General features: G+C 47.9%; 22 protein-coding genes and 1 pseudogene. 9 read left to right on the top strand and 14 right to left on the bottom strand.

Going from position 1 to position 23425, the window contains the following annotated elements:
- From Q0174_RS01670 to Q0174_RS01650, 5 genes and pseudogenes are all read right to left on the bottom strand, one after another.
- Nucleotides 1–958, bottom strand: a 958-nt coding sequence (locus tag Q0174_RS01670) for a hypothetical protein (RefSeq protein ID WP_298041256.1), incomplete at its 3' end; no start/stop codon positions are given.
- Between the two features lie 581 nt (nucleotides 959–1539).
- Nucleotides 1540–2343, bottom strand: coding sequence for a transporter substrate-binding domain-containing protein (locus tag Q0174_RS01665; RefSeq protein ID WP_291936842.1), 804 nt, complete (start codon nucleotides 2341–2343; stop codon nucleotides 1540–1542).
- A gap of 100 nt (nucleotides 2344–2443) precedes the next feature.
- Complete coding sequence (locus Q0174_RS01660) at nucleotides 2444–3250, bottom strand: transporter substrate-binding domain-containing protein (RefSeq protein WP_297904974.1); 807 nt, start codon at nucleotides 3248–3250, stop codon at nucleotides 2444–2446.
- Between the two features lie 94 nt (nucleotides 3251–3344).
- A pseudogene (locus Q0174_RS01655) lies at nucleotides 3345–4154 on the bottom strand (transporter substrate-binding domain-containing protein).
- A 256-nt stretch (nucleotides 4155–4410) separates the two neighbouring features.
- Nucleotides 4411–4914 carry a hypothetical protein gene (locus tag Q0174_RS01650; protein ID WP_298041254.1) on the bottom strand — a complete coding sequence of 168 codons (504 nt, stop codon included), beginning with the start codon at nucleotides 4912–4914 and terminating at the stop codon, nucleotides 4411–4413.
- Nucleotides 4915–4997: 83 nt separating this feature from the next.
- Here Q0174_RS01650 and Q0174_RS01645 point away from each other — a divergent pair, with 83 nt between their 5' ends.
- Nucleotides 4998–5879 (top strand): aminotransferase class IV, encoded by an 882-nt coding sequence (locus tag Q0174_RS01645; RefSeq protein WP_298041252.1) that lies wholly within the window; start codon nucleotides 4998–5000, stop codon nucleotides 5877–5879.
- Between the two features lie 43 nt (nucleotides 5880–5922).
- On the opposite strand, the gene Q0174_RS01640 is transcribed toward Q0174_RS01645, so the two are convergent.
- Complete coding sequence (locus Q0174_RS01640; protein ID WP_298041249.1) at nucleotides 5923–6888, bottom strand: DUF3137 domain-containing protein; 966 nt, start codon at nucleotides 6886–6888, stop codon at nucleotides 5923–5925.
- A gap of 8 nt (nucleotides 6889–6896) precedes the next feature.
- Nucleotides 6897–8234 carry an AAA family ATPase gene (locus Q0174_RS01635; RefSeq protein ID WP_298041247.1) on the bottom strand — a complete coding sequence of 446 codons (1338 nt, stop codon included), beginning with the start codon at nucleotides 8232–8234 and terminating at the stop codon, nucleotides 6897–6899.
- Between the two features lie 56 nt (nucleotides 8235–8290).
- Here Q0174_RS01635 and Q0174_RS01630 point away from each other — a divergent pair, with 56 nt between their 5' ends.
- Complete coding sequence (locus Q0174_RS01630) at nucleotides 8291–9658, top strand: SH3 domain-containing C40 family peptidase (RefSeq protein ID WP_298041244.1); 1368 nt, start codon at nucleotides 8291–8293, stop codon at nucleotides 9656–9658.
- A gap of 288 nt (nucleotides 9659–9946) precedes the next feature.
- Here the strand turns inward: Q0174_RS01630 and Q0174_RS01625 are convergent, their stop codons facing one another.
- The 4 genes from Q0174_RS01625 to Q0174_RS01610 form a co-directional block, all read right to left on the bottom strand.
- Nucleotides 9947–10141, bottom strand: coding sequence for a hypothetical protein (locus tag Q0174_RS01625; protein ID WP_298041242.1), 195 nt, complete (start codon nucleotides 10139–10141; stop codon nucleotides 9947–9949).
- Between the two features lie 115 nt (nucleotides 10142–10256).
- Nucleotides 10257–10487 (bottom strand): hypothetical protein, encoded by a 231-nt coding sequence (locus tag Q0174_RS01620; RefSeq protein ID WP_298041241.1) that lies wholly within the window; start codon nucleotides 10485–10487, stop codon nucleotides 10257–10259.
- Between the two features lie 70 nt (nucleotides 10488–10557).
- Nucleotides 10558–11235, bottom strand: coding sequence for an isoprenylcysteine carboxylmethyltransferase family protein (locus Q0174_RS01615; RefSeq protein ID WP_298041239.1), 678 nt, complete (start codon nucleotides 11233–11235; stop codon nucleotides 10558–10560).
- A 392-nt stretch (nucleotides 11236–11627) separates the two neighbouring features.
- Nucleotides 11628–12647: an ABC transporter substrate-binding protein gene (locus tag Q0174_RS01610; protein ID WP_298041237.1), complete on the bottom strand. Its 1020-nt coding sequence runs from the start codon at nucleotides 12645–12647 to the stop codon at nucleotides 11628–11630.
- A 159-nt stretch (nucleotides 12648–12806) separates the two neighbouring features.
- Between Q0174_RS01610 and Q0174_RS01605 the strand changes: the two genes are divergently transcribed.
- The 7 genes from Q0174_RS01605 (at nucleotide 12807) to Q0174_RS01575 (ending at nucleotide 19606) form a co-directional block, all read left to right on the top strand.
- Nucleotides 12807–14231 (top strand): SPFH domain-containing protein, encoded by a 1425-nt coding sequence (locus Q0174_RS01605; protein WP_298041235.1) that lies wholly within the window; start codon nucleotides 12807–12809, stop codon nucleotides 14229–14231.
- Between the two features lie 167 nt (nucleotides 14232–14398).
- Nucleotides 14399–14545 carry a hypothetical protein gene (locus tag Q0174_RS01600; protein ID WP_298041233.1) on the top strand — a complete coding sequence of 49 codons (147 nt, stop codon included), beginning with the start codon at nucleotides 14399–14401 and terminating at the stop codon, nucleotides 14543–14545.
- 290 nt (nucleotides 14546–14835) lie between these two features.
- Complete coding sequence (locus Q0174_RS01595) at nucleotides 14836–15513, top strand: hypothetical protein (protein ID WP_298041231.1); 678 nt, start codon at nucleotides 14836–14838, stop codon at nucleotides 15511–15513.
- 118 nt (nucleotides 15514–15631) lie between these two features.
- Entirely contained in the window at nucleotides 15632–16372 is a 741-nt protein-coding gene (locus Q0174_RS01590; protein ID WP_298041229.1) for a sulfite exporter TauE/SafE family protein, read from the top strand.
- A 91-nt stretch (nucleotides 16373–16463) separates the two neighbouring features.
- A complete protein-coding gene (locus Q0174_RS01585; RefSeq protein WP_297943057.1) occupies nucleotides 16464–16895 on the top strand; it encodes a hypothetical protein in 432 nt (143 codons plus the stop codon).
- Nucleotides 16799–18097, top strand: a complete 1299-nt coding sequence (locus tag Q0174_RS01580; RefSeq protein WP_298041227.1) for a DUF6138 family protein — start codon at nucleotides 16799–16801, stop codon at nucleotides 18095–18097. The genes Q0174_RS01585 and Q0174_RS01580 overlap by 97 nt, the downstream gene beginning before the upstream one ends.
- Before the next feature lie 699 nt (nucleotides 18098–18796).
- Nucleotides 18797–19606 (top strand): hypothetical protein, encoded by an 810-nt coding sequence (locus Q0174_RS01575; protein ID WP_298041225.1) that lies wholly within the window; start codon nucleotides 18797–18799, stop codon nucleotides 19604–19606.
- 1240 nt (nucleotides 19607–20846) lie between these two features.
- Here the strand turns inward: Q0174_RS01575 and Q0174_RS01570 are convergent.
- From Q0174_RS01570 to Q0174_RS01560, 3 genes are all read right to left on the bottom strand, one after another.
- A complete protein-coding gene (locus tag Q0174_RS01570) occupies nucleotides 20847–21899 on the bottom strand; it encodes a HAMP domain-containing sensor histidine kinase (RefSeq protein WP_298041223.1) in 1053 nt (350 codons plus the stop codon).
- Entirely contained in the window at nucleotides 21896–22576 is a 681-nt protein-coding gene (locus Q0174_RS01565; protein ID WP_298041221.1) for a response regulator transcription factor, read from the bottom strand. The genes Q0174_RS01570 and Q0174_RS01565 overlap by 4 nt, the downstream gene beginning before the upstream one ends.
- 195 nt (nucleotides 22577–22771) lie before the next feature.
- Nucleotides 22772–23425, bottom strand: coding sequence for a hypothetical protein (locus Q0174_RS01560; RefSeq protein WP_298041219.1), 654 nt, complete (start codon nucleotides 23423–23425; stop codon nucleotides 22772–22774).

Below are 23425 nucleotides of genomic sequence, written 5' to 3'. Positions count from 1 at the left end.
CGCTAGCGCTATTTGCTTGGCCGCCGATTACTTGGTAATTTTGCGCTTTTAGCTTTGCGCTTATGGATACGGAGTTTGCGCTAGAGTTTCCGCTTCCGCCCGCTGCGCCCCAAATTCTACCACTACCGCTTAAAGTAATAGTGCTTGTGCCGCCGTAATAAGGCGCCGTTATATTGACGCTATTAGAGTTACTTTGCCCTGTGGAGGATTGCGCGCCGAATATATCGAAGCTCCCTCTAAACATGCCGCTTTTGATAGTTATTCTATTCGATACGGCATCACCGCTACCGCTTACTATGCCGCCTACGATTACGTTTGTAACGGAGCTGTTACCGATAGTGCCTCCGTCGATCGTTACGGCATTAGAGGAGGCTTTTTTATCCGCTCCGCTTCTGCCGCCGATGATATTGTAATGTCTATTTGAGCTACCGCCGAAGTTATCGGCATTTCCCGTAATTTCGGCGCCGTATTTTACAAAAACCTGATTTCGCGTCGCTTCGCCTTCGTTACCCGTTTTTGACGCCGCTATACCTTGCCCGCCCACGACCAAATTTACTTTAGAACCGTTTTCTAAGCTCACATAATTATCTGATACGCCCTTGGCCTCGGCACCTATTGCGATACCCACGTAAGCGTTTGCGCCTCTAATCGTAAGTCTATTGTTGGAGGCAGAGTTTAACTCAGTAAAGCCAGCGATCCCATCGCCGCTTCCTCCGCCATAAACCACGCTGCCGGAATAATCCGTCCCGCCGCTTGCAACGCCCGTAATCGTCGTAATATTGCCGTTTGGGCTGGTACTTCCGCTGCCGCTAGTATTGCCGCTAAATCCCGCTGAATAGAGGTTATTATGGGTATGGATAAGCGGCGGATTAGAATCTGCGTTACAAAGCGCTTGTGCGGGCGCTAGTGCGAGCACCGCTGCGAGGCTAAGCATAGAGGAGCAGATGGATTTTTTCATATATTGATCCTTTGAAATTCATAAAGTTTGCGATTATACATAAAAATAGATCAGTTTGCAATATGAAAATCACTGATCGGTTTTTAAAAGAGGGGGCTACATTTTTAATTTTAAGTAATAAAAATTCACTCTTTGTGCAGAATAAATTCCTGGCTGAAAAATTTAACCTTTTTTTAGTGGGGGGGCATTTTGAGCGGATTACAAGTGGTAAAAAATCCTAGCAAGAGGATTTTTAGTAAAATTTGAAATAATAAAAATCTGAGCTAAATTTATTTTAGCAATTCCAAGCTACGGTAAAATTTATGCAGGGAAAATTTTAAAAGGACGAAACAAAAGTCTGCGCGCTGCAAAACCTACGTAGAATTTATGCAGGATAAATTTTAAACGAGCGAAATTTTATATAAATGCCGTTTCGCCCGCGAAAAAGCTTTTTTGAAAAATTTAAACGAGCAAGATTGCGCGATAAATTTTATGTGATCCCCGCTGCAAGAGCTAAAGCATAGCAAGCAGGAGATAAAATTTACGTGATAAATCTTGCGTGATAAATCTTGCGTGATAAATTTTAAAATAAGCCGCAAATCCTACAAGAAGCTGTAAATTCCATCTAGCAAGAAATACCTTTTATCCGCAGCGCCGTGATAAAATGGGTTAAAAGTCCCCTCGTATGCCTTTTCAAAAAAGCCCTCTTTGCTTAGCTTTATAAGCTCTGCATTGACGAAGTCTAGTAGCTCTTTATTGCCCTTCTGCACTCCAATACCCATAAAATCGGGCTTGCCTAGAGTTTTAAGCGGTACTTCTACCTCGCTATCGACTACCGGATATGCCATTGCGATGAGATTATCGGTCGCGTAGGCGTCCACGTCGCCGTCTTTTAGCATGCGGTAGCACTCCCTGGCGATCTTACAAAATGTAAAATTTCCAAAGCCTTCTTGTTTAAAAAATGCCTCGCCTGTACCGCCGCTTTCGAGCAAAATTCTTTTCTCTTTCAGATCGGCTAAGGATTTTATTCTATCGGCTTTGCGGGTTAAAACTCCAAGATTTACCGAAAAATACGGTGTTGAAAAATCGATCTGCTGCGCGCGTTCAGGCGTAATGGTAATCGTAGCGATGACGATATCTACGCGGTTGTTTACTAATGCTGGAATTCTATCCTCGACCTTCATCGGCACAAGTTCGATTCTGCCGCCTTTTTCGCCGAAAAGATCATTTGCTATGGCCTGCGCCATCGTAACTTCAAAGCCCTCGAAAGTTCCATCGTTTAGCTCACTAAAAGGAGGCTGTCCGTCGTAAACGCCGATGCGAACGACGCCTTTTGATCTGATCTGTTCCAAACTATCGGCGAAAGCAACGATAAATGGTAGCAACATTGCAAGAAGCAATTTCATGGCAAATCCTTAAATTTAATCTCTCTTCCGCTTTCAAACTAAGCAGAAAGTTTTATTTACTAAAATTCTAAAAGCCGGACTCAAAATTTAAAGCAAGCTCTTAGAGCATATTGTAAATTCCATCTAGCAGAAAATATTTCTTATCCGCTGTACCGCGATAGAATGGATCAAAGCTCTGCTCGTAGGCCTTTTTGAAAAAGCCCTCTTTGCTCAGCTTGATGAGCTCTGCATTGACGAAATCAAGTAGTTCTTTGTTGTCTTTCTGCACGCCGATGCCGATGAAATCGCTAGGGCCTAGGTTTTTAAACGGCACTTCCAAAGTATCATCGATGACGGAATATGCAAGCACGATGAGATTGTCGTTTATATAGCCGTCCGCATCGCCATTTCGAATCATTTCGTAGCATTCCTTAGCCGAAGCGCAATGGCCTAAATTTTTAAATCCCTTGGTTTTGAAAAATTTCTCGGCTACTGTCGCATCGCCTTCGAATACGATCTTTTTATCATGAAGCTGTGCGATATCGGTAAAAGCGTCGGCTTTGCGCGTTAATACGCCCAAATTTACGGAGAGGTAGGGGAGGGAGAAATCGATCTTTCTTTTTCGTTCGTTTGTGATGCTAAATAGACCGATCACCAAATCAAGCTTATTTGCCTCTAAAAATGGAATTCTGTCATTTACGCTTAGTGGGATGAACTCGATTTTGCCCTCTTTTTTGCCGAAAATTTCTTTAGCAATAGCGTTTGCAAGATCGATTTCAAATCCTTCAAATTTGCCGCCATTAGACTCGCAAAGCGGTGGATGGGCGTCGCGCACTCCGATGCGAATGACGCCGTTTTGTCTGATTTGATCTAGGCTATCGGCAAAAAGCGCCGCACAAAATAGAGCTGCTATAAAAAGTAGTTTCATTTTATGTCCTTAAAATGGGATTTCGCATATTATCCGCTTATAATAAATGGCATTTTAGTCGAAGGCGTTAGATAAAACACTGCTAAATTCCGTCCTAAAATATAGCATAGAGCCCATCTAGTAAGAAATATTTTTTATCTGCAGCGCCTTGATAAAATGGCTTGAAAGTTTCATCATAAGAACGTTCGAAAAAGCCCTGCTTGCTAAGTGTAACAAGCTCTTTATTTATCAGATCAAGCAATTCGGTATTACCTTTGCGCACCCCAATGCCTAAGAATTCCGGATTGCCTAGATTTTGGATTGCTACTTCTAAGTTATCATCGATAATGGAATAAGCTAGTACAATGAGATTATCGTTAACGTAAGCATCGGCTTTGCCTTGCTTAAGCATATCGTAGCATTCGGTAGTAATGGAGCAATGGATTAGATTGTGGATTTTATTTTTATACTAAAAATTTTCTGCCGTAGTCCCGCTACCCTCTACTAGGACCTTTTTGTTTGAAAGATCGTCTATACTTTTGATGCCGTCGCTTTTACGTGTCAAAACTCCCAAACTCATCGAAAAATATGGATACGAAAAGTCGATTTGCCTTTTTCTATCTTGCGTTATCGTGATGGTCGCGACTGCAAGATCTACCTTATCATTTTGTAATGCAGAGATCCTATCGCTGGCATTTAAAGGGACGAACTCGACTCTACCGCGCTTATCACCGAATATGCTCTTAGCTATAGCATCTGCAAGGTTGATTTCAAAGCCTTCGAAATTACCACTTTTTTCATCACTAAAAGGTGGCCTACCATCACGAACACCGATTTTAACGACTCCGGCAGATCTGATCTGCTCCAAACTGCCCGCAAAAACACTGCTGCAAAGTGCAAAAATAATGCAAAAAAGTAGCTTCATAAACTATCCTTTTCTTAAATTTAATATTATCCCTTAGATATTGCGTGATTTTACCCTAAAATAGTTAAACATAACTTCAATTACATAATACGGATTGCTAAATCGGTAGTAAGCGAACGAGATTTATAATTTAAGAAGCGATAGATAAATTTTATGAAGTGAAATTTAGCCGTAGCGAAATGTGGCGCAGGAAAGTATAAAATTTGCTTGGGTTGAAATGCTGTTTTGTGTTATAGAATTTTGCGGTATTTTAAAACTATTTTTCGCCAACTTCTACGATTTTGCTTAGCACGTATTGTTCTAGCTCGCGTCTAGGCACGTCATTTTTGAGCGCTTCGTTGTAGATATTTTCGACTATGCGGCTGTATTTTTCGTAAGGAAAGTAGAGGAAATGGTTCGCCCAAGCGCGTTTGATGAGCTCGTGGGTTAGCTTTTTTCTAGCCCACGCTTTGAAGCAATCAAAGCCGATAAAAACCGCCGACGTCGCTATGATCGTAAATAAAATGGAGAAGTGAAAGTCGATCTTTTCAAACATCGCGTGCGTCAGCGTTATCAGAAACATAACGCAGACGAATGCGAAGCAAGCGAAGATAACGTAGGATTTGCCGTAGTTAAATTTAAAATTTAGCTTCGAAGGATCGACGAGCATTCCGTCGTTAAATTCGGCATTGGCTTCGAGCAGATCGCGGAAAAGCACGGGTTTATGCGATACATGAAACATAATATCTAAAAGCTTGCCTTTAAAATTTGACCTATCCATCGGGGTTCCTTCGATTTTTGCGGCATTATATCTTAAATTAAATTGTTATAAGATAAAATAGCGCGAAATTTCAAGGAGCGATTATGTTTGAAATCAGCGGAATGAGCGGCGATGAGATAGTCTATATTAACGGCAAGCTTTGTAAGGCCAAAGAAGCCGCAATAAGCCCTTTTGATCGCGGTTTCGTGCTTGGAGACGGCATCTATGAAGTAGCTCCCGTGGTAAATTCTAAAATTTGCGACAGAGCGGATTTTTGGGAGCGCTTTGAGCGCAGCGCCGCGCAGATCGAGCTAAAGATTCCGTATTCTCGCGAAAAATATGAGGAAATTTTATATGAGCTCATCGCGCAGGGCGGCGTAAAAGAGGGCGCTTTCTACACTCAGATCACAAGAGGCGCGGCGATGCGGGATTTTGATTACGTCCGCGGTATAGAGCCTAGCGTCTTTGCTTTCGTCTATCATACGCAAATTTTTGATAATCCGCTCGCAAAAGAGGGGATCGAGATCGTAAGCCTGCCCGAGATCCGCTGGCATAGGCGCGATATAAAATCGATCTCGCTTTTAGCTCAGTGCATCTTAAAGCATGAGGCCCACAAGGCGGGCGCTTATGAGTGCTTTTTGATCGAGGACGGGCTCGTTACCGAGTGTTCGAGCTCCAGCGCATTTATCATCAAAGATGACGTCCTCATCACGCGTCCGCTTTCAAACGACATACTGCCCGGCATTCGCCGCAAGGTGATCTTGGGTCTTGCCGAGCAGGCGGGGCTTAGCGTGCAGCAGCGGGCGTTTGGAATGAGCGAGGTTTACGAAGCCGATGAAGCCTTTATCAGCGCGGCGACGCTGATGGTGCTGCCGATCGTAAAAGCTGACGGCAGAGCGATCGGAGGCGGTGCGGTCGGCAAATACGTACCGCGCCTGCGCGAGATGTACGCCGCGCGGCTAAGGGCCGAAGCGGGACTGCAATAGAGCGGTCAAATTTAGCCCGTTAAATTTAAACTACGCGGGCTGATTAAATTTTGCTTTCCAGCTCACCGGTTATGCGGCCCAGCTCGCTTACTAATTCTAAAATTTCAGCCAGTTCGTATTGGTGAGCATACGCCGTTCCGGTAGTTGGAGGTACGCTAAATAGCTCTGTTTCGAAGCGGTTCGGCGCGCCGTTTAGAAATAGGTAAAATTTATTATCCATAAACGCCGCGCTTATACTAAATTTATGGTAGTATCGCTTCAGCTCATTTAGTCGCTCCATCAACGTAGGCGTCAATAGATAGCGAGCTTCGACTTTATCACCGGTAAAGACGCGAAATTCGCTATTAAAAACGACGTTGTCCATTAGCTCCTTCTCGCCTAAAATTTTTGTATTTAGCTCGCGGCTCGCTAAGATGGTTTTGGCGTAAAATCTCTTGCCGAATTCGCATATCAGCACGCTACCGCTAAAATCCATATACGCATCATATAGGCTCATCGCAAGCGAAGCTAGCTTCACATAGGTATTGTCTATGCCCAGATCGTAGTTCTTTTTGATTCTAATTGCCTCGCTGAAGCTAAATTTTACCCCATCCCATTCGCCTTTTATCTCATCTTCGCTGATAAAATCGGAATTTGCAAAGATTCCTGCTCTCCTGAATTCCTTCGCGCTTATGCCACGTCCTGGCGAATAAGTAAGCTGCGGATACGCCTGCGAGATCGCCGTGCGCACCAAAACTTTTTTGTAAAATAGTTTATATTCATAAGCGGCGTCTGCAATGCCGTCGTAAATGCAAGCAACATAAATAATCAAAAGCACCGCGTAGATAAGATAAACTTCGATCATCTTGTAATCCGTATCATCGTCTGTTTTAAATACCGCATCGATCGCAAACATCATAATAAATGGGAACAGATACAAAAATACTATCTTGGCATAGATCATCACTACCTTGCAAATACACTTTTTTTGTTTGGCTCTACTTAGCGCTATCGCCCTGTCTAGTTGCATGCGTTTCCTTAAATTTTTTGATCCGAAATTTTATAAAATTCGTTCTCTTGATAAAATTTCACCACGGCTTCGTCCGCGCTTGCGTTGCGCTGCAAATACCGCAGCAAGGGCTCTGCGCGCGTATATATCACCCCGAGCCCCGCAAGGCTCGTCGCTCGCGAAAGCGCCACGTAGAGCTGCCCCTTGGCAAAGATCCTGTCGATGTCGCAGATGAGCTGCGAGATGCTCATGCCTTGGGATTTGTGGATCGTGATGGCATATGCGAGCTTGAGCGGGAACTGATAATACCGCGCCAGCACGACCTGCTCGGCATCTGTGCCGCTTGCGGCAATTTCGCTTAGTTCGTATGTTTGCAGCCCCACGCGGCTTAGTATGCCCGAAGGCTTTTTTACGACCACGCTTTCGATCTCGTCGCCGGAGCTTTTTTCGATCTTTTCGACGACGCCTTGCTCGCCGTTAAAAAACTCGCCGCTTTTATTTGCGGTAAACAGCACCTTCGCGCCCTCTTTTAGCGTCAGACTTTGCGGTGCGTTTAGCGAGGCGATCCATTTTTGAATTTTCTGCTCGCTCACTCCGCTTTGCAGCGCCTCATAAACGCCTTCAAAGCTGCTCTGCGGCGCATTAAGCTTAGCTAGTCTGGCGTTATTTATCGCATCTACTTCGGCGTTTCGTCCCGAGATTATCGTGGCGTTCGGCTCAGCTTGCGCGGCATCGATGAGCAAAGATCGCATCAGCTCCGCCGTCTGCTCGCTTGGGGTGCCGAGCCGTAGCTCGCAAAGCAGGCGGTATAGCGCCGCATCCGCGGTGCGCTTGGAGCCTATCATCTCGACGTAAAAAAACTCGCACTGCCTCCACGCGTAGGAGCCGAAGGCGTAATCCGAGTCGCTAAATAGGCTCGCGCGCGGCGCGCTCTCGCCCTCTTTGCGCACCGGCGGAAGTTGATAAAAATCGCCCGTAACGAGCAGCCGTCCGTTAAATTTAGAATTTGAAATTCTAAGATAGATCATCTCGAAAAGCTCGGCGCCGATCATCGAAATTTCATCGATCACGATAAGATCCGCGAGGGCTAAAATTTTTCGCAGCTCGCTTAGCTTGCCGCTTTGTTTGCGATCGAAGCCCTTTAGCTCCTCGTGGTTTTTGCAAATGCCGAAGCGGAAGAAGCTATGCGCGGTCACGCCGCCGATTTCTACGGCGCTGATGCCGGTGCTACCCAGAACGATGACGAGCTTGCCACGAGCGCGGTAATCCTTGATGAGCTCTTTTATTACGTAGCTTTTGCCTACGCCTGCGCCGCCCGTGATGAAAATATTGCGATCTTTTAGCTTTTGGATTATGAAATTTATCAAGTTTTTTCCTATTTTTTGGCAAAATTATAGCCAAAATTTTTTAAAAGGCATTTTGTTTGAAACGACTAGTATCTCTTATCTTCGCAGCTTTGGTTCTCGCAGGTTGCGGCGAAACCGTCGGCCCGCGCAAGTTTATCCCGGAAAATCCCGCGGTTTTAGATCTCGAATACGCTCAAAACAGCGAGCGGCTGCCCGCTCCTGCGTCGGTGCAAAACATAAGCGGAAGCGCGTTTAAGAGTCGCTATTTTAAAATTTGGTTTGACGATGCGCCGATTAAAGCCGAAATCGATACGTTTTGGGGGCTTAATTACGCCAAGGGGCGCCACTTTGACGCCGCAGGCAGGATATATAACGACGCGGTCTATCAGAGCATTCGCGCAAACGCCAATGAAGAGGCATTTGGGCTGATATCCGCGCCCGCTATAACGGTAAAAAACGCACTGCTGCGAAATATCCCAAGCGATCTGCCGATTTTCGGCGATCCGAGCGAGCCGGGGGAGGGCGAGCCGTTTGATTACGCCGCAAATTCCGCCGTGGGTGTGGGCTATCCGATGCTGCTGTCGCATTACAGCAGAGACGGCGCGTGGGCGTTCGTGCGTAACGACGGCGTGTGGAGCTGGATAAGAAGCGACGCGATAAAACGCATCAGCCCTCAGCAGGCGGATATCTACGCAAATTCTAAATTTATAACGATCCTGCGCGACGGCGCCGCCATTTATGATGAAAGCGGCGCGGAGCTTTTTAGAGCGCGCACCGGCACGATTTTGCCGTATGATTTTAGCGGCGAGCGCGATCTCGGCGGCACGCTCGGCGTGCGGAGTGTATTTAGCGGCGAAATTTTAACGCAGTTCGGCGGCAAGAGGTATTTCGTTAGCGCGGAGGATGCGAGGCTTTGGCCTGCGCCGCTTGATGAGCAAAACTCAAAGATCGTAGCCGCTAGCCTGCTCGGGCAAAAATACGGCTGGGGCGGGTATAAATTTCTTCGCGATTGCTCGCTTATGACGAAAGACTTTTTGGCAAATTTCGGGCTGTGGCTGCCGCGAAATTCTAAGGCGCAATCGGGCCACGGCGAGCGTTTTTCGCTGGCAGGGATGAGCGCGGATGAAAAGCTTAGCTTTATCGGCAAAAACGGCGTAGCGTATAAAACCCTGCTGTATATGCCCGGCCACGTGATGCTCTACGTAGGGCGGGTGGACGGCAAGCCTGCGGTGTTGCACGATATCTGGGGGCTTCGCACGATGGACGGCGGGCGCGCAGTCATCGGACGCACGGCGATTACGTCGCTTACTATCGGCTCGGATCGCGCGGACATCGCCGAGGATCGCCTGCTGATCTCGCGTATCAGCGCGATGAGCGTGCTTTCGGGCGAGGAGGACGGTGCTTTGGACGATCAGTTCGGCTCTGCGGATTTCGGTGCAAATTAAACGCTGCCTCGTAAAAAATAGAGAGTGGGCTATGGGCGATGGCCTCAGAAAAAGCAAGCGACGAGAATCGGATGCATGTAAAAAGAGCGGACCGCGCGCTACTGAGATGAGTGCAAGCCGTCGCCGCTACAGAAAAACGATGTCTTGTTTGTGTATGCAGGCGCGAACTGCTCGTCGCTATCGAAAGCGGCGCGTTGCTTGCGTATATCTCTGCGAACTGCTCGCCGCTATGGATAGAAGCCCGCGAATATAAGCGCGCTCGCCGCCGTCCCTTGCAAATCGCTTCGTCTAAAACATCGCCTCTTGCGTATTTCTTACTAGCGATGCGTTTGTCGTTTCGTCGTGCCTACTCGGCGCATCGCTAAATTTTACATTTCGTGTCTTCATCGCCAATATGCGCGCCCTTGCGCCGCCAATAAAATTTTGCTTTAAAATTTCGTTTGAAATTTTAAAGGAGCCGTCGCGAGCCCGGTAAAATTTCATTCGCTCGGCCCTTAAAATTTTTAAGAAACGCTTTTCCGCTAAATGTGCAGACGGCTCTAAATGCACCCAGACTTCAGCCGAAGCTATTATTTTTCGCCGCAAGCGGGAGCGTGCGTCATTTGCCGTCCGGACCCAGGCCGTGCAGTATGTATCCAAACTCCGCGCCGCCTACGAGGATGATTTGGTTGTTCGCGTTGCAAAGCGAGGCTACTTTGCTTACTTTCTCCGGTAGCTCGACGACGTTTCCGCGCATATCTTTAGCCGTTCTCGGCTCGCCCGCGGCGGCGTTTAGACAAAACGCTAGAAACAAAGCGGCGACGAGCGCCAAATTTTTCCTTACGAACATACTCTCTCCTTAGTGCCAAAATTTTATAAAACGTCTAGAACTGCGGCATGCCCTAGGTTTTACCCTCCCCTTAGAAAAACAAAAAATATCTCGGCGTTTTGCTCTTATACTTTAGATACTCCTGCCCGTAGGCTTGCTCGCAGTAGCGCTCCTCGCCCAGGACCACAAGATGGTTGTATACGGCAAAGGGCACTATCACTATGAGTAGCCACAGCGACGCCGAGGCGACGCAAACGCCCGCCATGCCGAGGAAATAAAAGAAATACATCGGATTGCGCGATAGGTGGTAGATGCCGCCTTGTGCGGCTTTGTCCGCAGGGGCCGCCGCATAGTCGTAGAACGCCTTGATGAAGCCCGCAAAAGCCGCTACATAGATTACCGCTCCGATCCAAAACGACGCGCTGCCCGTCTTAAGCGGCACGAATACCGACAAAATAAGCAGCGCTACTTGCAGCAGCGAGCTTATGATCGCATTTCGCTTGTCCGCGAGCGTGTACCACGAGGTATCGGTGGCGCGTTTGCCGACCTCCTTGTAGATAAACATATACGCGAACTGTATCAGCACCATCGCAAATGAGGGTATCCAAGCACCCGCTAGAGCAGGCTTAAGCGTCGTAAAAAATGAAATTTCCATGACCGCCCCTTTGGCTTTAAATTTTATCTTGCAGCTTTGTTTTGCCCTTGTTTGCTTGTCGTTGCTTTGTCCTTTTTCACCCGCCGCGGGTTTAAATTTTACTTCGCCTCGCACCGCCCGTTTGACATGCTGTGGCTATGTTTGCTCGGCACGTCGCGTGCTAGGGATGTCGCTTCAGTTGGGACAATTCGGCAACGATGCCGTCATTTAGGTATCGACGCGCCGGGCACCGATGGAATCTACGCTTTATGCAGACGGCATCCGCATTTCAACGCGCCAAAAATGCGAGATAGCGGCGCTTGTTTTGACGATACGACGACGCCCGTATGACTAGACGATTTGTCTATCCGGTGTCGAGATAGAGCGGACGGTCTGCTCAGCACCGATGTGCGTCGCACGATGAAACATTCTGTGCCGATGTATCCGCCGCCTACTAAACGATGAGCGTTCGGCACGGATGCTCCCTGCTAGGTGCGGCGCCGACGTCGTTGCTTCGGTTCCGCGTCTTATTTACCCTCCGGGTTAAGTCCTTTTAAAATATAGCCAAATTCCTCGTCGCTTAGCTCGTAATTCATAAATTTTTTATAAAACGCCTTAGTTTCGGCCTTTACGTCGATGTCCGCAAAAAGCTCCGGCTGGATGGTTTTGGCTGCCCATAAAATTTGAAGCACCGTATCCGCGCCGTATCGATCCCAGTTGAAAACCCCGCGCGGATTGCCGTAAACGCGCCCGTTTTTGACCGCATCCGTGCCACTGTAAACCGGGCTGGATTTGATCTTCTCTACCGCATCTTCGTTGTGATCGCCGCCCACGATTATGATCTGCGGGTTGCTAGCAATGATCTCCTCGGCGGTGATGGTTTTCATCGGGCCTTTGGTAGCGGTGATCGCATTCGTTCCGCCGGCTAGCTCTATCCATGAGTCGATCAGCGTGCCCTTGCCGTCGATCTTTAAAAGATCGCTTCCGCCTACGATGTGAAGGACGCGCGGACGCTTGTCGGGACTTAAATTTGCGGTGCGGCCGCTAACCAAAGCGATATTTTTATCGAGATTTGCGATCAGATCCTTCGCTCTTTGCGGCGCGTCGCCGCCTAGCATATCGCCGCACATCCTGATGCTGCGCCTCATCTGCTCGTAATCGCTAAAGCTCGCCTTTAAAACGGTAAAGCCCTGCTTAGCTAAATTTTCGCCCGCCAGTGCGGTTGGGACGATGACTACGTCGGGGTTGCGGCTCATTAGCTCCTCCAAATTTACGTCGTTATTTTTTAGCAGTACTGGGATCTGCGCTAGGCGCGGATAAATTTTAAGAAACCATGCGTTTTTGCTGATGTTATCGGTGGTAGCGACGATCTTGTCCGCTCCTCCTAGGGCCAGTAAAATTTGATTGTTCGAGTGCCAGAGTGCCGCGATACGCTCAACTTTTGCGGGGATTTTGACCTCAGCTCCATCCATATCCTTTATAGTTCTAAGCTCTGCCGCGCTCGCAAAAAGCGCACCCGCTAAAAGCAGTAGTAAAAATTTTTTCATTTTTTCTCCTAAAAGGTATTGAAATATACGCTGCGATATTACAAAAAACCTCATTAAAATTGCGTAAATTTTAACTGCCGCCGCCGCGATTATTTATTATTTTTCAAAGTAAATTTTTATATAATCCATTTTAAATTTAGCATTTTTAAAGGAGATAAAATGGGTGAAATTTTATATTTAATAGGCGCCGCCGCTGGGATTTTAGTGGTGCTTTTTATCATCGTGCCGCTGTTTTTCAGGCGTATTGTGGAGACGAACGAAGTGCATATCGTCCAAAGCGCGCGCAAGACGACGAGCTACGGCAAAGATACCGGCAACGGTAACAGCTATTATGAATTCCCAAGCTGGGTGCCGGTGCTGGGCGTTACGAAGATCGTTTTGCCCGTCTCTGTTTTTAGTATCAAGATCGAGGATTACGAGGCGTATGATCTAGGCAGGCTTCCTTTCGTCGTCGATATCACAGCGTTTTTTAGGATTATGGATTCAAATTTAGCCGCACAACGCGTCAATAATTTTCAAGATTTGAATAACCAGCTTACCAATATCATCCAAGGCTCGATCCGTTCGATCCTCTCAAGCCGCGTGCTTGAGGACATCTTGCAGATCCGCTCCGAGCTCGGAGATGATTTTACCAAGGCGGTAAAGACGCAGCTTGAAAACTGGGGTATCGAGCCCGTTAAAAACATCGAGCTGATGGATATCCGAGATAGCAGCGGTAGCAAGGTCATTTTAAACATCATGGAGAAGAAAAAATCCCAGATCGAAAAGGAAAGCCGCGTAGAGGTCGCAAACAACACCAAGCTTGCCCAGATCGCCGAGATCGAAGCCGCGCAGGCAACCGAAGTGCGCCAGCAGGAAGCCAATAAGATGGTGGGTCTTAAAACCGTCGAAAACGAGCGAGAGGTCGCGATCTCAAAGGAGCAGGCCGAGCAGCTCATCAAGGATCAGCAAAAGATCACACAGGAAAAGGCGATGGAGGTCGTGCGGGTAAACGACGTCAAGCAGGCCGAGATCAAAAAGCAAGTGGAGATCGTAAAGGCCGAGCAGGAGCAGCGCAAGATCGAGATCGACGCCGAAGCGCGCAAAAACGCCAAAATCCGCGACGCCGAAGCGATCAAGGAAAATCAAATTTTAGTAGCGCAGGGCGATAAAGAGAAGCAGTTTCTCGCCGCCGCGGCGCTTTTGGAGATGAAGGACAAAGAGGCGCAGGGTACGCTAAAGATAGGCTCTGCCGAGGCCGAGGCGCTTAGGCTAAAAGAGCTCGCGCCCGTAAACGCACAGATCGAGCTGGCGCGCGAGATCGGCGAAAATCAGGGATACCAGACCTATCTCATTTCGATCAAACAGATCGAAGCGAACCGCGACATCGGCCTGGAGCAGGCCAAGGCGCTAAGCGCGGCGGATCTTAAGATCATCGCAAACGAAGGCAGCGTGGGCGAGGGGATGAGTAAATTCGGCGAAATTTTAAGCGCTAAGGGCGGCACGCAGCTAGCCGCGATGCTCGAAGCGCTAAATCAAAGCGAGGTCGGCAAAAAGGTGCTGGATAAAATTTCGGGCGCCAAGGAGGGGGATAAATCCGAGTAATATTCGCAGCCTCGGGCGAGTAAAATTTTAAATTTATACGCTAGCGGCGCTGCGGAGGAGAGTAAATTTGAGTAATAGCTAGCGGTACCGCGCGGGACGAGCAAATTTAAGCGGTCTGCTCGTCCGGGCGGTTTGTCTGCCTGCACTTGGATAAATTTAAGGCGCTAGTGGAATTTAAAGGTTGCGAAATTTCAAATACTCGCGGAATTTCGGATTTTCGTGGAATTTTAAAACGTCGCGAAATTTTAAATATCGTGGAATTTAAATACCTCGAAATTTTAAACGCTCGTAAAATTTCAGGCTCTCGTGAGTGAGCATTAAAGACGGTGCGGTATTGCAAGATATCCGCAGGATGCCGAAACTGCGGGTAAATTTTAAAAAATTCGCAAGGCGAAGTAAAATTTAGGCGCGGGTACATAGCGCTCACGGATTGCACTTAGTAGTTGTAGGATGCCGCCGAATGTTTGAGCTCCGCCGCCTAGCGGTCAAATTTCGCAGACTAGCGAGGCTAAATTTATTCGGTTCGCATTAAATTCAGGAAGTGCGAGCCGTTTGAGGCAGCGCAAAATTTAACCCGCCCGCATAAAATTTTAAGGAGCGCACGATGGCAAATGCCGTAAATTCCGCGCAGTACCAAGCGCGCATCAAACAGGCGGAAACTCTTTTCGAGGAGCGAAATTTTACCCGGCGTCAAACGATAAATTTAAGCGGCGGATATGAGATCGTAAAGGACGCATATGGGCCCAGCGCGGCAAGCTTTGGCGGCGGCGAATATACGCTGTTTGGCGCACCGCAGATAATAAGCTGGCGCTGTATAGACGATCGGGCGGAATTTTTTAGTCTGATCCGCCACGCAGACGGCAAATTTTACCTCGTTTTTCGCCAGGATCTATACGGCTACAGCGTGCTTGATCTAGCCTCAGCGCAGATCATGCGCTTCGTGCCGGACGCCTGGCTAGACGGCAAGGAGAGCTTCATTTGGGACGGCGTGCACTATCTGCGGGGTTGGGACGCGCTGGCCGCGAGCGGCTGCTACTGGGGTGCTCCAAACGGCGTGCATTTGGTAAGCTTTGCCGAGCCGATGAGCGAAGAGCAGAGATATGTAGACGTTTTAGACTGCATGCAGGGCGGTTACGACATCTACGAGCAGGCTGATTTTGCGGGCTTTGAGGGTAATGAACTGAGCCTAAAATGCTTTCACGCGGACACCTTGCGATATGAAAATATAAAAATTTCGCGCGAGCGCTACCGCGAATGGATGTGCGAATCAAAACGACTATAAGCTTTAAATTTGCTAAATTTCGCGCCTAAATTTAAACGCTTGCAAGCAGTAAATTTTAACGACAAGCCGCAAAAAGCGGAATTCAGAGAGACCAAATGGGCTGAAATAAGGAATACGGATGTTTTTTGAATACATTTTAATCGGCGCCTGCGTAGGCTTTATCAGCGGATTTTTCGGCATCGGCGGCGGCACGATCGTGGTGCCCGTGATGATGCTCTTCGGCTACGACATCAAGTACGCCATCGGCATCAGCATCATGCAGATGATCTTCAGCTCGATTTTCGGCTCGTTCGTAAATTTTAAAAGCAAAATGCTAGACGTCGCGCCCGCGCTGGTGCTGGGGCTTGGAGGCTTTTGCGGCGCGCTTAGCAGCGGCTTTATCGTAAGCTATTTCTCCTCAAAATTTCTACTCGGCACGCTCATTTTGGTACAGATCATAAATTTAATCAAACTCTTCAAAACCCCGACCGAGCCCACCGGCGAGCCCAACGAATCAAAAATTTTACTTTTTATCGTGGGGCTGCTCGTCGGCGCCGTGGCGATCAGCGTGGGTATCGGCGGCGCGGTATTCGTGATGCCTATTTTGATCAGCTTTTTAAACTACGACATCAAAAAGGCCGTCAGTACGGGGCTATTTTTCGTGATATTTTCCTCAAGCGCGGGCTTTATTAGTCTTGCCGCGCACGGGCTCGTGTACTATAAGATCGGCGCGTTGCTAGGCATCGGCTCGCTAGCGGGCGTTTATGCGGGCGTCAAAACCTCACACAAGATCGGCAAAAAGGCTCAAAAGCGCTGGATGATCGCACTTATCGTTACGATACTTTGTATTACGGTTAGGAAATTTTTGGCTTTGAGCTAGGCGCGCTTGCCGAATCGAAGCTAAAATTTAGATCTAAATTTAGTCGCGGCACCTTGCCGCAAAATTTAACTCAAATTTAAAAGGATCGTCAATGAACGAAGCTCAAATTTCGCTAGCGGACAAAATTTCGGACTCGCTAAAGCGCCTGATCGCTAGCAAGCTAGACTCACAGTACAAGGGCGAGGCGCCGTATTCGGGCTGCTGCGTGCAGGAGGGATATTTTGATTTTTTAGGCGTGGAGTGTCGCAGATCACGCATCAGGCTCTACCTTCACGACTTTGGCGCGGACAGCTTTAGAGCCGATGCGCCCGAAATAGACGAGCTGGAGCGCGAGGAGTTTGAGGCCATCGTCCCGCTCATCGCAAAGAGCGCGGAGGAAGAGTTTTTAGCCGAAGCAAATCTGCCTTTTTTGCGTATAAGCTGGATTTGGCGGTCAAATTTGAAGGCGCGAGCGAGAGCTTGGCGCAGCGCAGCTGCGAGCATAAATTTTATTTTGAAAACGCTGCGCGAAAAGCCGAGCTAAAGCGCAAAATAGATGATTATATAGACGAGCTCATTATCCGCCGCGATAAAAAGATCAAAGACGGCCGTGAGATTTTCGTGTTTATAGACCGCATTTTCGATCTTTCGCTTATGGATTACGACGAAGCGGCGCTTGCGGCGCTGCTTGAGCGGGTTATCGCCGCGGTGCAAGACGTCAAAAACAGGTGGCTTTTGGGGGATTTTATCATCGCGCTAGAGAATAATCTACAGCGTTGGAAAGAGGAGAAATTCCTGCCGAAATTTTACGATATTAGTGATGACGGCTGGAGTAAAGATTACGAGCTTAAAAAGGATTTTACGCGGCAAAACGTGGACGCGGGCGAGCTTGCGTTTTTCGTGCGAGCGGCGTTTTGGAATATCAAATTTAAGCGCTATAGTTGGGATGTGAATCTTGCGCGCAAGGATTTGGAGTGCGCGGCGAAGATTTTCGGCTCGGCTCAGGCGCAAAGCTATCTGGACCACGGCACGGGCGAGCTTAAGGGCGAGCTAGTAAAATTTAAAGACGCGGACACGGAATGCTCGGCGAACGACGTTTTTGCGCAGGTTCGCGTAAAAATCAAAAATGAAACGGCGAGCGCGTATAAAAAGGCGCTAAATTTCATCATAAAGCTTCTGCAAACGGGCTTTGCTGCGAGCTACGCCGTAAAGCTTAGCTCCTCCAAGGCGCAGAAAGTTTATCTGCCGATCAAAGGCCTTGCGCCTACGCCCACGCACCGCTTTTTCGCCGCCGCGCTCGCGCACGAGCTGGACGGGGAGCTTGAGCTTTACGCGAACGAGGCGCTAAGACACAAATTCGAGTTCTACGCCGACACGGACGGCGAAAAGTGCCTGATGAGCGGCAGTTACGCAGTTTTCGGCCTCGCGCTGAAGAGCGAAAAATACTTTGGTCTCGCGCAGCGCTACTTTGAGGCTGTGGATGCCGAACATCAAAGCGCGCATATAAAATTTATCGAGGCGTTTATCGATCGCTACGGCATGAGCGAGCGTAGTTTAGAAGTGATCGTTGCGGGGTTGCTCTCCTATCAGGAGGATAAAATTTACAAAAGCTTTAAGGCGCTAATGAAGGGGCCCGCGAACAAGGCTTTGTTTCTGCGCGCGATCTCGGGGCTACAGGAGCACGCGAAAGAGAGCGTGGCGTATGCCGTGTGGGGTGAGAACTGGCAGAAGGAAATTTCGGGTTAAATTTTGCGATTTTAAGGCTTGTCTTTTTGGTTTATACTTCGTTGGGAACTCGGTCGGCTTCGGTCACGTATTTTTACATACGCTCCCTCGCCTCCGTCGTTTCTGCCTCGTCTAAACGCAAAAATACTGCGCCTTATCTTGGGTGCTTCGCTTTAGAATTTTATATTCAAATCTAAAGCAAATTTATTAAATTTAACTCAGCGATGCTTTGCGTTAACAAAGCATCGCCACCTCTAACGTCGTCGGGGATGGAGGATTGTTAAGGGGGAAGGGAGCGACCTCGTAATTTAAGCCCCTTCCCCCTTAACAAAAACGATAGATCGGCGTAATCGCTGCTAATGTTTAACGAGATTGTGAGGATTTGACGGGTCTGCTTGCAGTTGCGAGGCGGTGACGAAGCAAAGGAAGGCGACGCTTCGTAAGTAGAACCCCTTCCGCCTCCAAGAGAAAAGCTTAAAATTTAAGAATGTCTGAAGGCCTGAATTTGGTAGATAGCCGCTCTTGCGAGTGAAATTTTAAAAATTTATTCAAATTTTGAGCTAGTTAAATTTTATAAACTGGGCGGCGCTGTATTTATAAGCAAAGCTCACCGCCGTTAAAGCGAAATTTCAATGGCAATTTGTCTTTCAAGCGCTCAAATTTTGATAAAATTTAGCCCAGCTAAAGAGGCAGAAAAGAGATCAAGATAAAGTAGAAAAAATGGCGATAGACGGGGTGAAAATTATCGACAGCGACGACGGATACGATATCTATTTGACTATCACAGAGCGCTACAAGGACGGCGAAAATGTTGAAACGATACTGCGGGACGTTTTAGAGCAGGCGGAAAATTTCTGCACCGATGAGCTTTATAGCGAGATTTATTGGACGGCTCTGGCGTATTCGCTTTGGAAGATCGGCTTTTTAAATGACGAAATCCGCAAAAAAGCCCTTGCTATCATAAAAGACGGCGCAAGCCAGATGTGGAACAAGGTCTTTGAAAAATCTCAAAAGAGCCGCCAAAAAGCGCTTGATAAATTAGCGCTTCAGCTAAAAAGCGAAAACCCTAGACCGCTTAAGCGAGCCAAAATTTCGAAGCAAAAAACGCCGTATTTTGAGGAGGGCGACGTTTTGTCTATCCAGATGCAGCAGGGATATGGCGTTTGCTTTGTCTCGGCGGTAGATCAAACGCCTAGAAAGCTCGAGTACCACCTAGCCTGCACGAGATTGCTGCAAAAAGAGCCGCCCGGAATGGATGATTTTTTAAAAAGCAAGATCGCGAGCTCGAAAAACGGCGGCTTCCTTGGAGCGGACCGCTGGTTTAATCATAAGGATTTAAAGGAGCTGCTACCTCATCTAAAAAAGATCGGTAAAGTAAAATTTGCCCCGTTTAAATTGGGCGAATTGTCTCCCGCGAAAGAATTGGAAGATTTTTATAATAAAATCACGGCGGATCCCAAAGTATGGGGCTTTAGGCTAATTGATACGGCCCGTTTCGTAGAAGCGGTGATCGAGGATATAAAAGGATAAAAGCGCCGCGCGGTAAATTTTAAAATTTAACCCTAGCGAAATTTCATAAATTTAGCCCTTTGCAGCGAAATTTTGTAAATTTAACTCTCCGTGCGCGCTTTGCTTTTTGAAATTTCATCGCTGCTTGCACTATTTAAAATTTCATCATTGCTTGCGGCGTCTTTTGTGAAATTTTCGCCGTCTGGGTCGAGTTTAAATTTGATCTCAAATCGGGATAAATTTTAGCTTGATAGCTTTTAAAAATCGCTTAGCGGCAAAGGCGTAAATTTGCGCGCTTGGAGCGGGTCGCGCATCTTAAAATCATTTTCCTATCGCAAGCTGTTTTGTGAGCGAGCACATATTGCAAAAAGGCGCGGATGAAATAGGGCATCAACTAGCTTGTCTGTCCGCTCATAGCATTTAAAATTTTATTCGATTTTTAGTTGCGCAGCTGCTTTATCCGCGGCGAGGTTGCGCGCAAAAACGGCTAGCAGCGGGACTTGCGTGTACGCAGTGAGTCGATTAAATTTTAGTTTAGATAGTTAGCGCAGGTGCGCCCCTTTTTCGGCAGATGCGAAGCGGGGCGCAAATTTCGTAAATTTTATAAATTATTTCGGCAGATCGCCTAGCTCAAAGCGTAAAATTTACGCACCTATAATCACGGCCGACAAAAGCCCCCATAAAATGGCTTCTATCGCTAGCACCGAGTGAAGTACGGCTTTACTCATCGCTTCTCCTTTGTTTTTATTTTGTTTATTTGCTCGGCTCGGACTGCTAGGGGCGTGCCCGATCGATCTATGGGCGGGATTATATAAGGTGATTGTGTTCTTAATGTGTCTTTTGAAATTTAGGACAAAATTTCTCCGTCCGTTGCAAAGCGCGAGCGAGCGGCGGCAGATTTCAGGCAAAATTCAGCTACTTGTGTTAAGGCGCGGTAAATTTAAGCGAGCCTGCCGCCCGCCGTAATGCGCGGTAAAGTCGTAATGCGCGGTAAATTTTAAAGCAGAATTCCGACCTCGTCGCGGCGCGCGAGGCGTCCGCGGCAAATCGATATAAAATTTAAAGCAGAATTTTATATAAATGCGGTGCGCGACACGCCCACGCTTTTTTACGCCGTTAAAGCTTGCATCGGCGCGACTTGCGCCGTCAGGGCCCGTATCGTTAAAGCTTACATCGGCGCGACTTGCGCCTGTGGGGCAAAATTTTACGGCGAGCTATGAATTGCAAGACGCAGCTTATCCGCGCCGTCTTGATCTGAAATTTAAAGCGGAATTTTAACGCGCGCCTCGGTTCCGATGCCGGGTTCGCTTTCGTATTCGATCTGTCCGCCTAAAAGACCCGCCGCCGTGCGTACGATGCTAAGCCCAAGTCCGCTGCCTAGCTCCTTATGCGATTCCTCGCACTGATAAAATCGGTCAAAAATTTTATCCAGCTTCTCGCGCGCGATGCCGATACCTTCGTCTTTGATGCTCACCTGCGCAAAGCCGTCGCAAGCACGGCAACGGATGAAAATTTTACCGCCCTGACGCGAGTACTTAAGCGCGTTTTCGATTAAATTTCGCCAAATTTGATTTAGCAGCCCCGCGTTTGATCGCACGCTAAGCGGCGATAAATCTAGCTCAAACTCGTGCCCTTCGTAGCTTTGGCTTAGCGATATGATGCATTGCCGCAGCTGCTCGTCGATACGTACTGTCTCATCTAGGCGGATCGCCGCGCCGCTATCAAGTCTCGTTAGCTTTAGCATGTCGCTGCAGAGCTTGTTTAGGCGGTTTGCTTCCGCGCCGATGGAGGCTGCGTATCGCACCGCGCGCTCCTCGCTCACGCCGCCCTCTATCATCTCGCTTAACGCGGCGATCGAGGAGATCGGCGTTTTCATCTCGTGCGAGACGTTTGAGACGAACTCCTTTTGTAGCTGCTCGTGCTTTTGCAGCTTCTGCGCCATTTTATTGACGTTTACCACAAGCTCGTCCAGCTCGTGCATATAGACATAATCGGTGCGGTACCTGTGTATCTTGCGCTCGGCGCGCGCCTCAAAATCGCCGTTTGCGATCGCGGTGATCGCGTCTAGTAGCCGCTTGATCGGGCGGAATAAAATTTTAAGTCCGAAGTAAAGCAGGGTAAAATTTAGCGCCATCGTGATTAGGCAGATGATCGCGCAAAGCGCCACTCCGTCCCAAAACCCGCCGATCTTGCCGCCGATGCCTATGTAAAAAAGCATGCAAACCGCAAAGCAAACGATAAAATTTATCACGCCGAATGCGAGCGAAGAGTAAAACGCGATGAAGCTTTTGAGGCTGATGAGGTATTTTTTCACGCTCGCTCCTTTTTTACGGCTTTGTAGCCGAGCCCGCGCACGGTGATTATCTCAAAGTCCTTGGAATTTTCAAATTTCGCCCGTAGCTTTTTGATGTGCGTATCGACGACGCGCTCGTCGCTGTCCGTTTCGTAGCCCCAAATTTCGCTCATTATCTCAAATCTCGTAAAAATTCTGCCCGCGTAGCTTAGCAGCAAAAACAAAAGACGAAATTCCTTCGGCGCCAGGCTTATCCGCTCGCCCTCGGTGCGGACGCTAAGCGTATCGTAGTCAAGCTCGCTTCCGCCGATGAGTAGCCGCTTTTCGTTCGCGATCTTTGCGCGTCTTAGCAGCGCATGCACGCGCAGCACGAGCTCTTTTAAATTTATCGGCTTGCTCATATAATCGTCCGCGCCGCTTTTAAAGCCCGTCTGCATATCCTCGATCTCACTTTTTGCCGTTATGATCAGTATCGGCTGGCTCTTGCCGTCGCGCCTAACGTATCTGCTAAGCTCAAAGCCGTCCATCTTGGGCATCATCACGTCCGAGATGATCAGATCGAAATGCGCCTCATCCAGCGCCTCTGCCGCCTGCTTGCCGTCGAAGGCGCAGCTCACGCTAAAGCCCTCATCAAGTAGTTTTTCTCTTATCGCCGAGCTCAAAGCCTCATCGTCTTCGACGAGTAGGATATTAAACATACGACCCCTTTTGTGATTTTTTAAATTTTCGGGATTATAACAAATTTATTTTCAAGCAGACAAAATAAACGGGCGTGATTGTAAGGCGAAAATTAATCGCCACATTGTCAAATGTACTCCTGGGCAGTGAAATTTGCCGCTTTACTCGTTTGTGCGTGCAGTAAAATTTTGTGGTATTTTGTTACGGATAAATTTTCACTCCTCGCCACTTGCAGGTGCGTTTATTTGCGTGTTTTTATCCTCTGAGGCGAAAATTCTTTTGAACTCAAATTTGAAATAAAACGCCCATAGCAAAGGACAAACGATCGACAGCGCCCAAGCGGATGAGAAAGCGCCGAACGATTGCGCCTTAAAAACGATATAAACCGCCAATGCGTAGCTCACGACAAATACCGCCGCGTAAATAATCGGCAAAAATCGCTTACATACGACCGATAAAAACAAAAGATAGATGCTCGCGGCGATTAGGGATGCGAGGAAAAAGGAGTATAACACGCCTTCTTTTTGATGATCGATATCTACGCGATAATATCCCAAAAAGCACGCTGCGACGAGCAAAACCGCAAGCGCCGCCCATATAAGCGCAAAAGAGTATTTGATCTTTCGCACGAGCAAAAAATGCGTGCAAGTAGTGATAAAATAGGCGCAGCACGTGAACTCAAGCATAAATACGAATATCCCTTCTCCTACGAAATCCCAGCCATACCAGCGATCGAAAATAAAATGAAAAATTATAAAGTAGCAAAGCCGGCGCGCCGCCAAGAATGCCGCCGTCACCAAAATCGGATGCAGCAGCAACCTGCCTGCGCGCAAATCCGCGTATAAATTTTTAAAGTAGCTTTTTGGCAT

The organism is uncultured Campylobacter sp., from assembly GCF_937996225.1.
Taxonomy (GTDB): domain Bacteria; phylum Campylobacterota; class Campylobacteria; order Campylobacterales; family Campylobacteraceae; genus Campylobacter_B.
The sequence above is the reverse complement of the archived record's forward strand: the minus strand, read 5'-3'. Positions and strand labels throughout refer to the sequence as shown.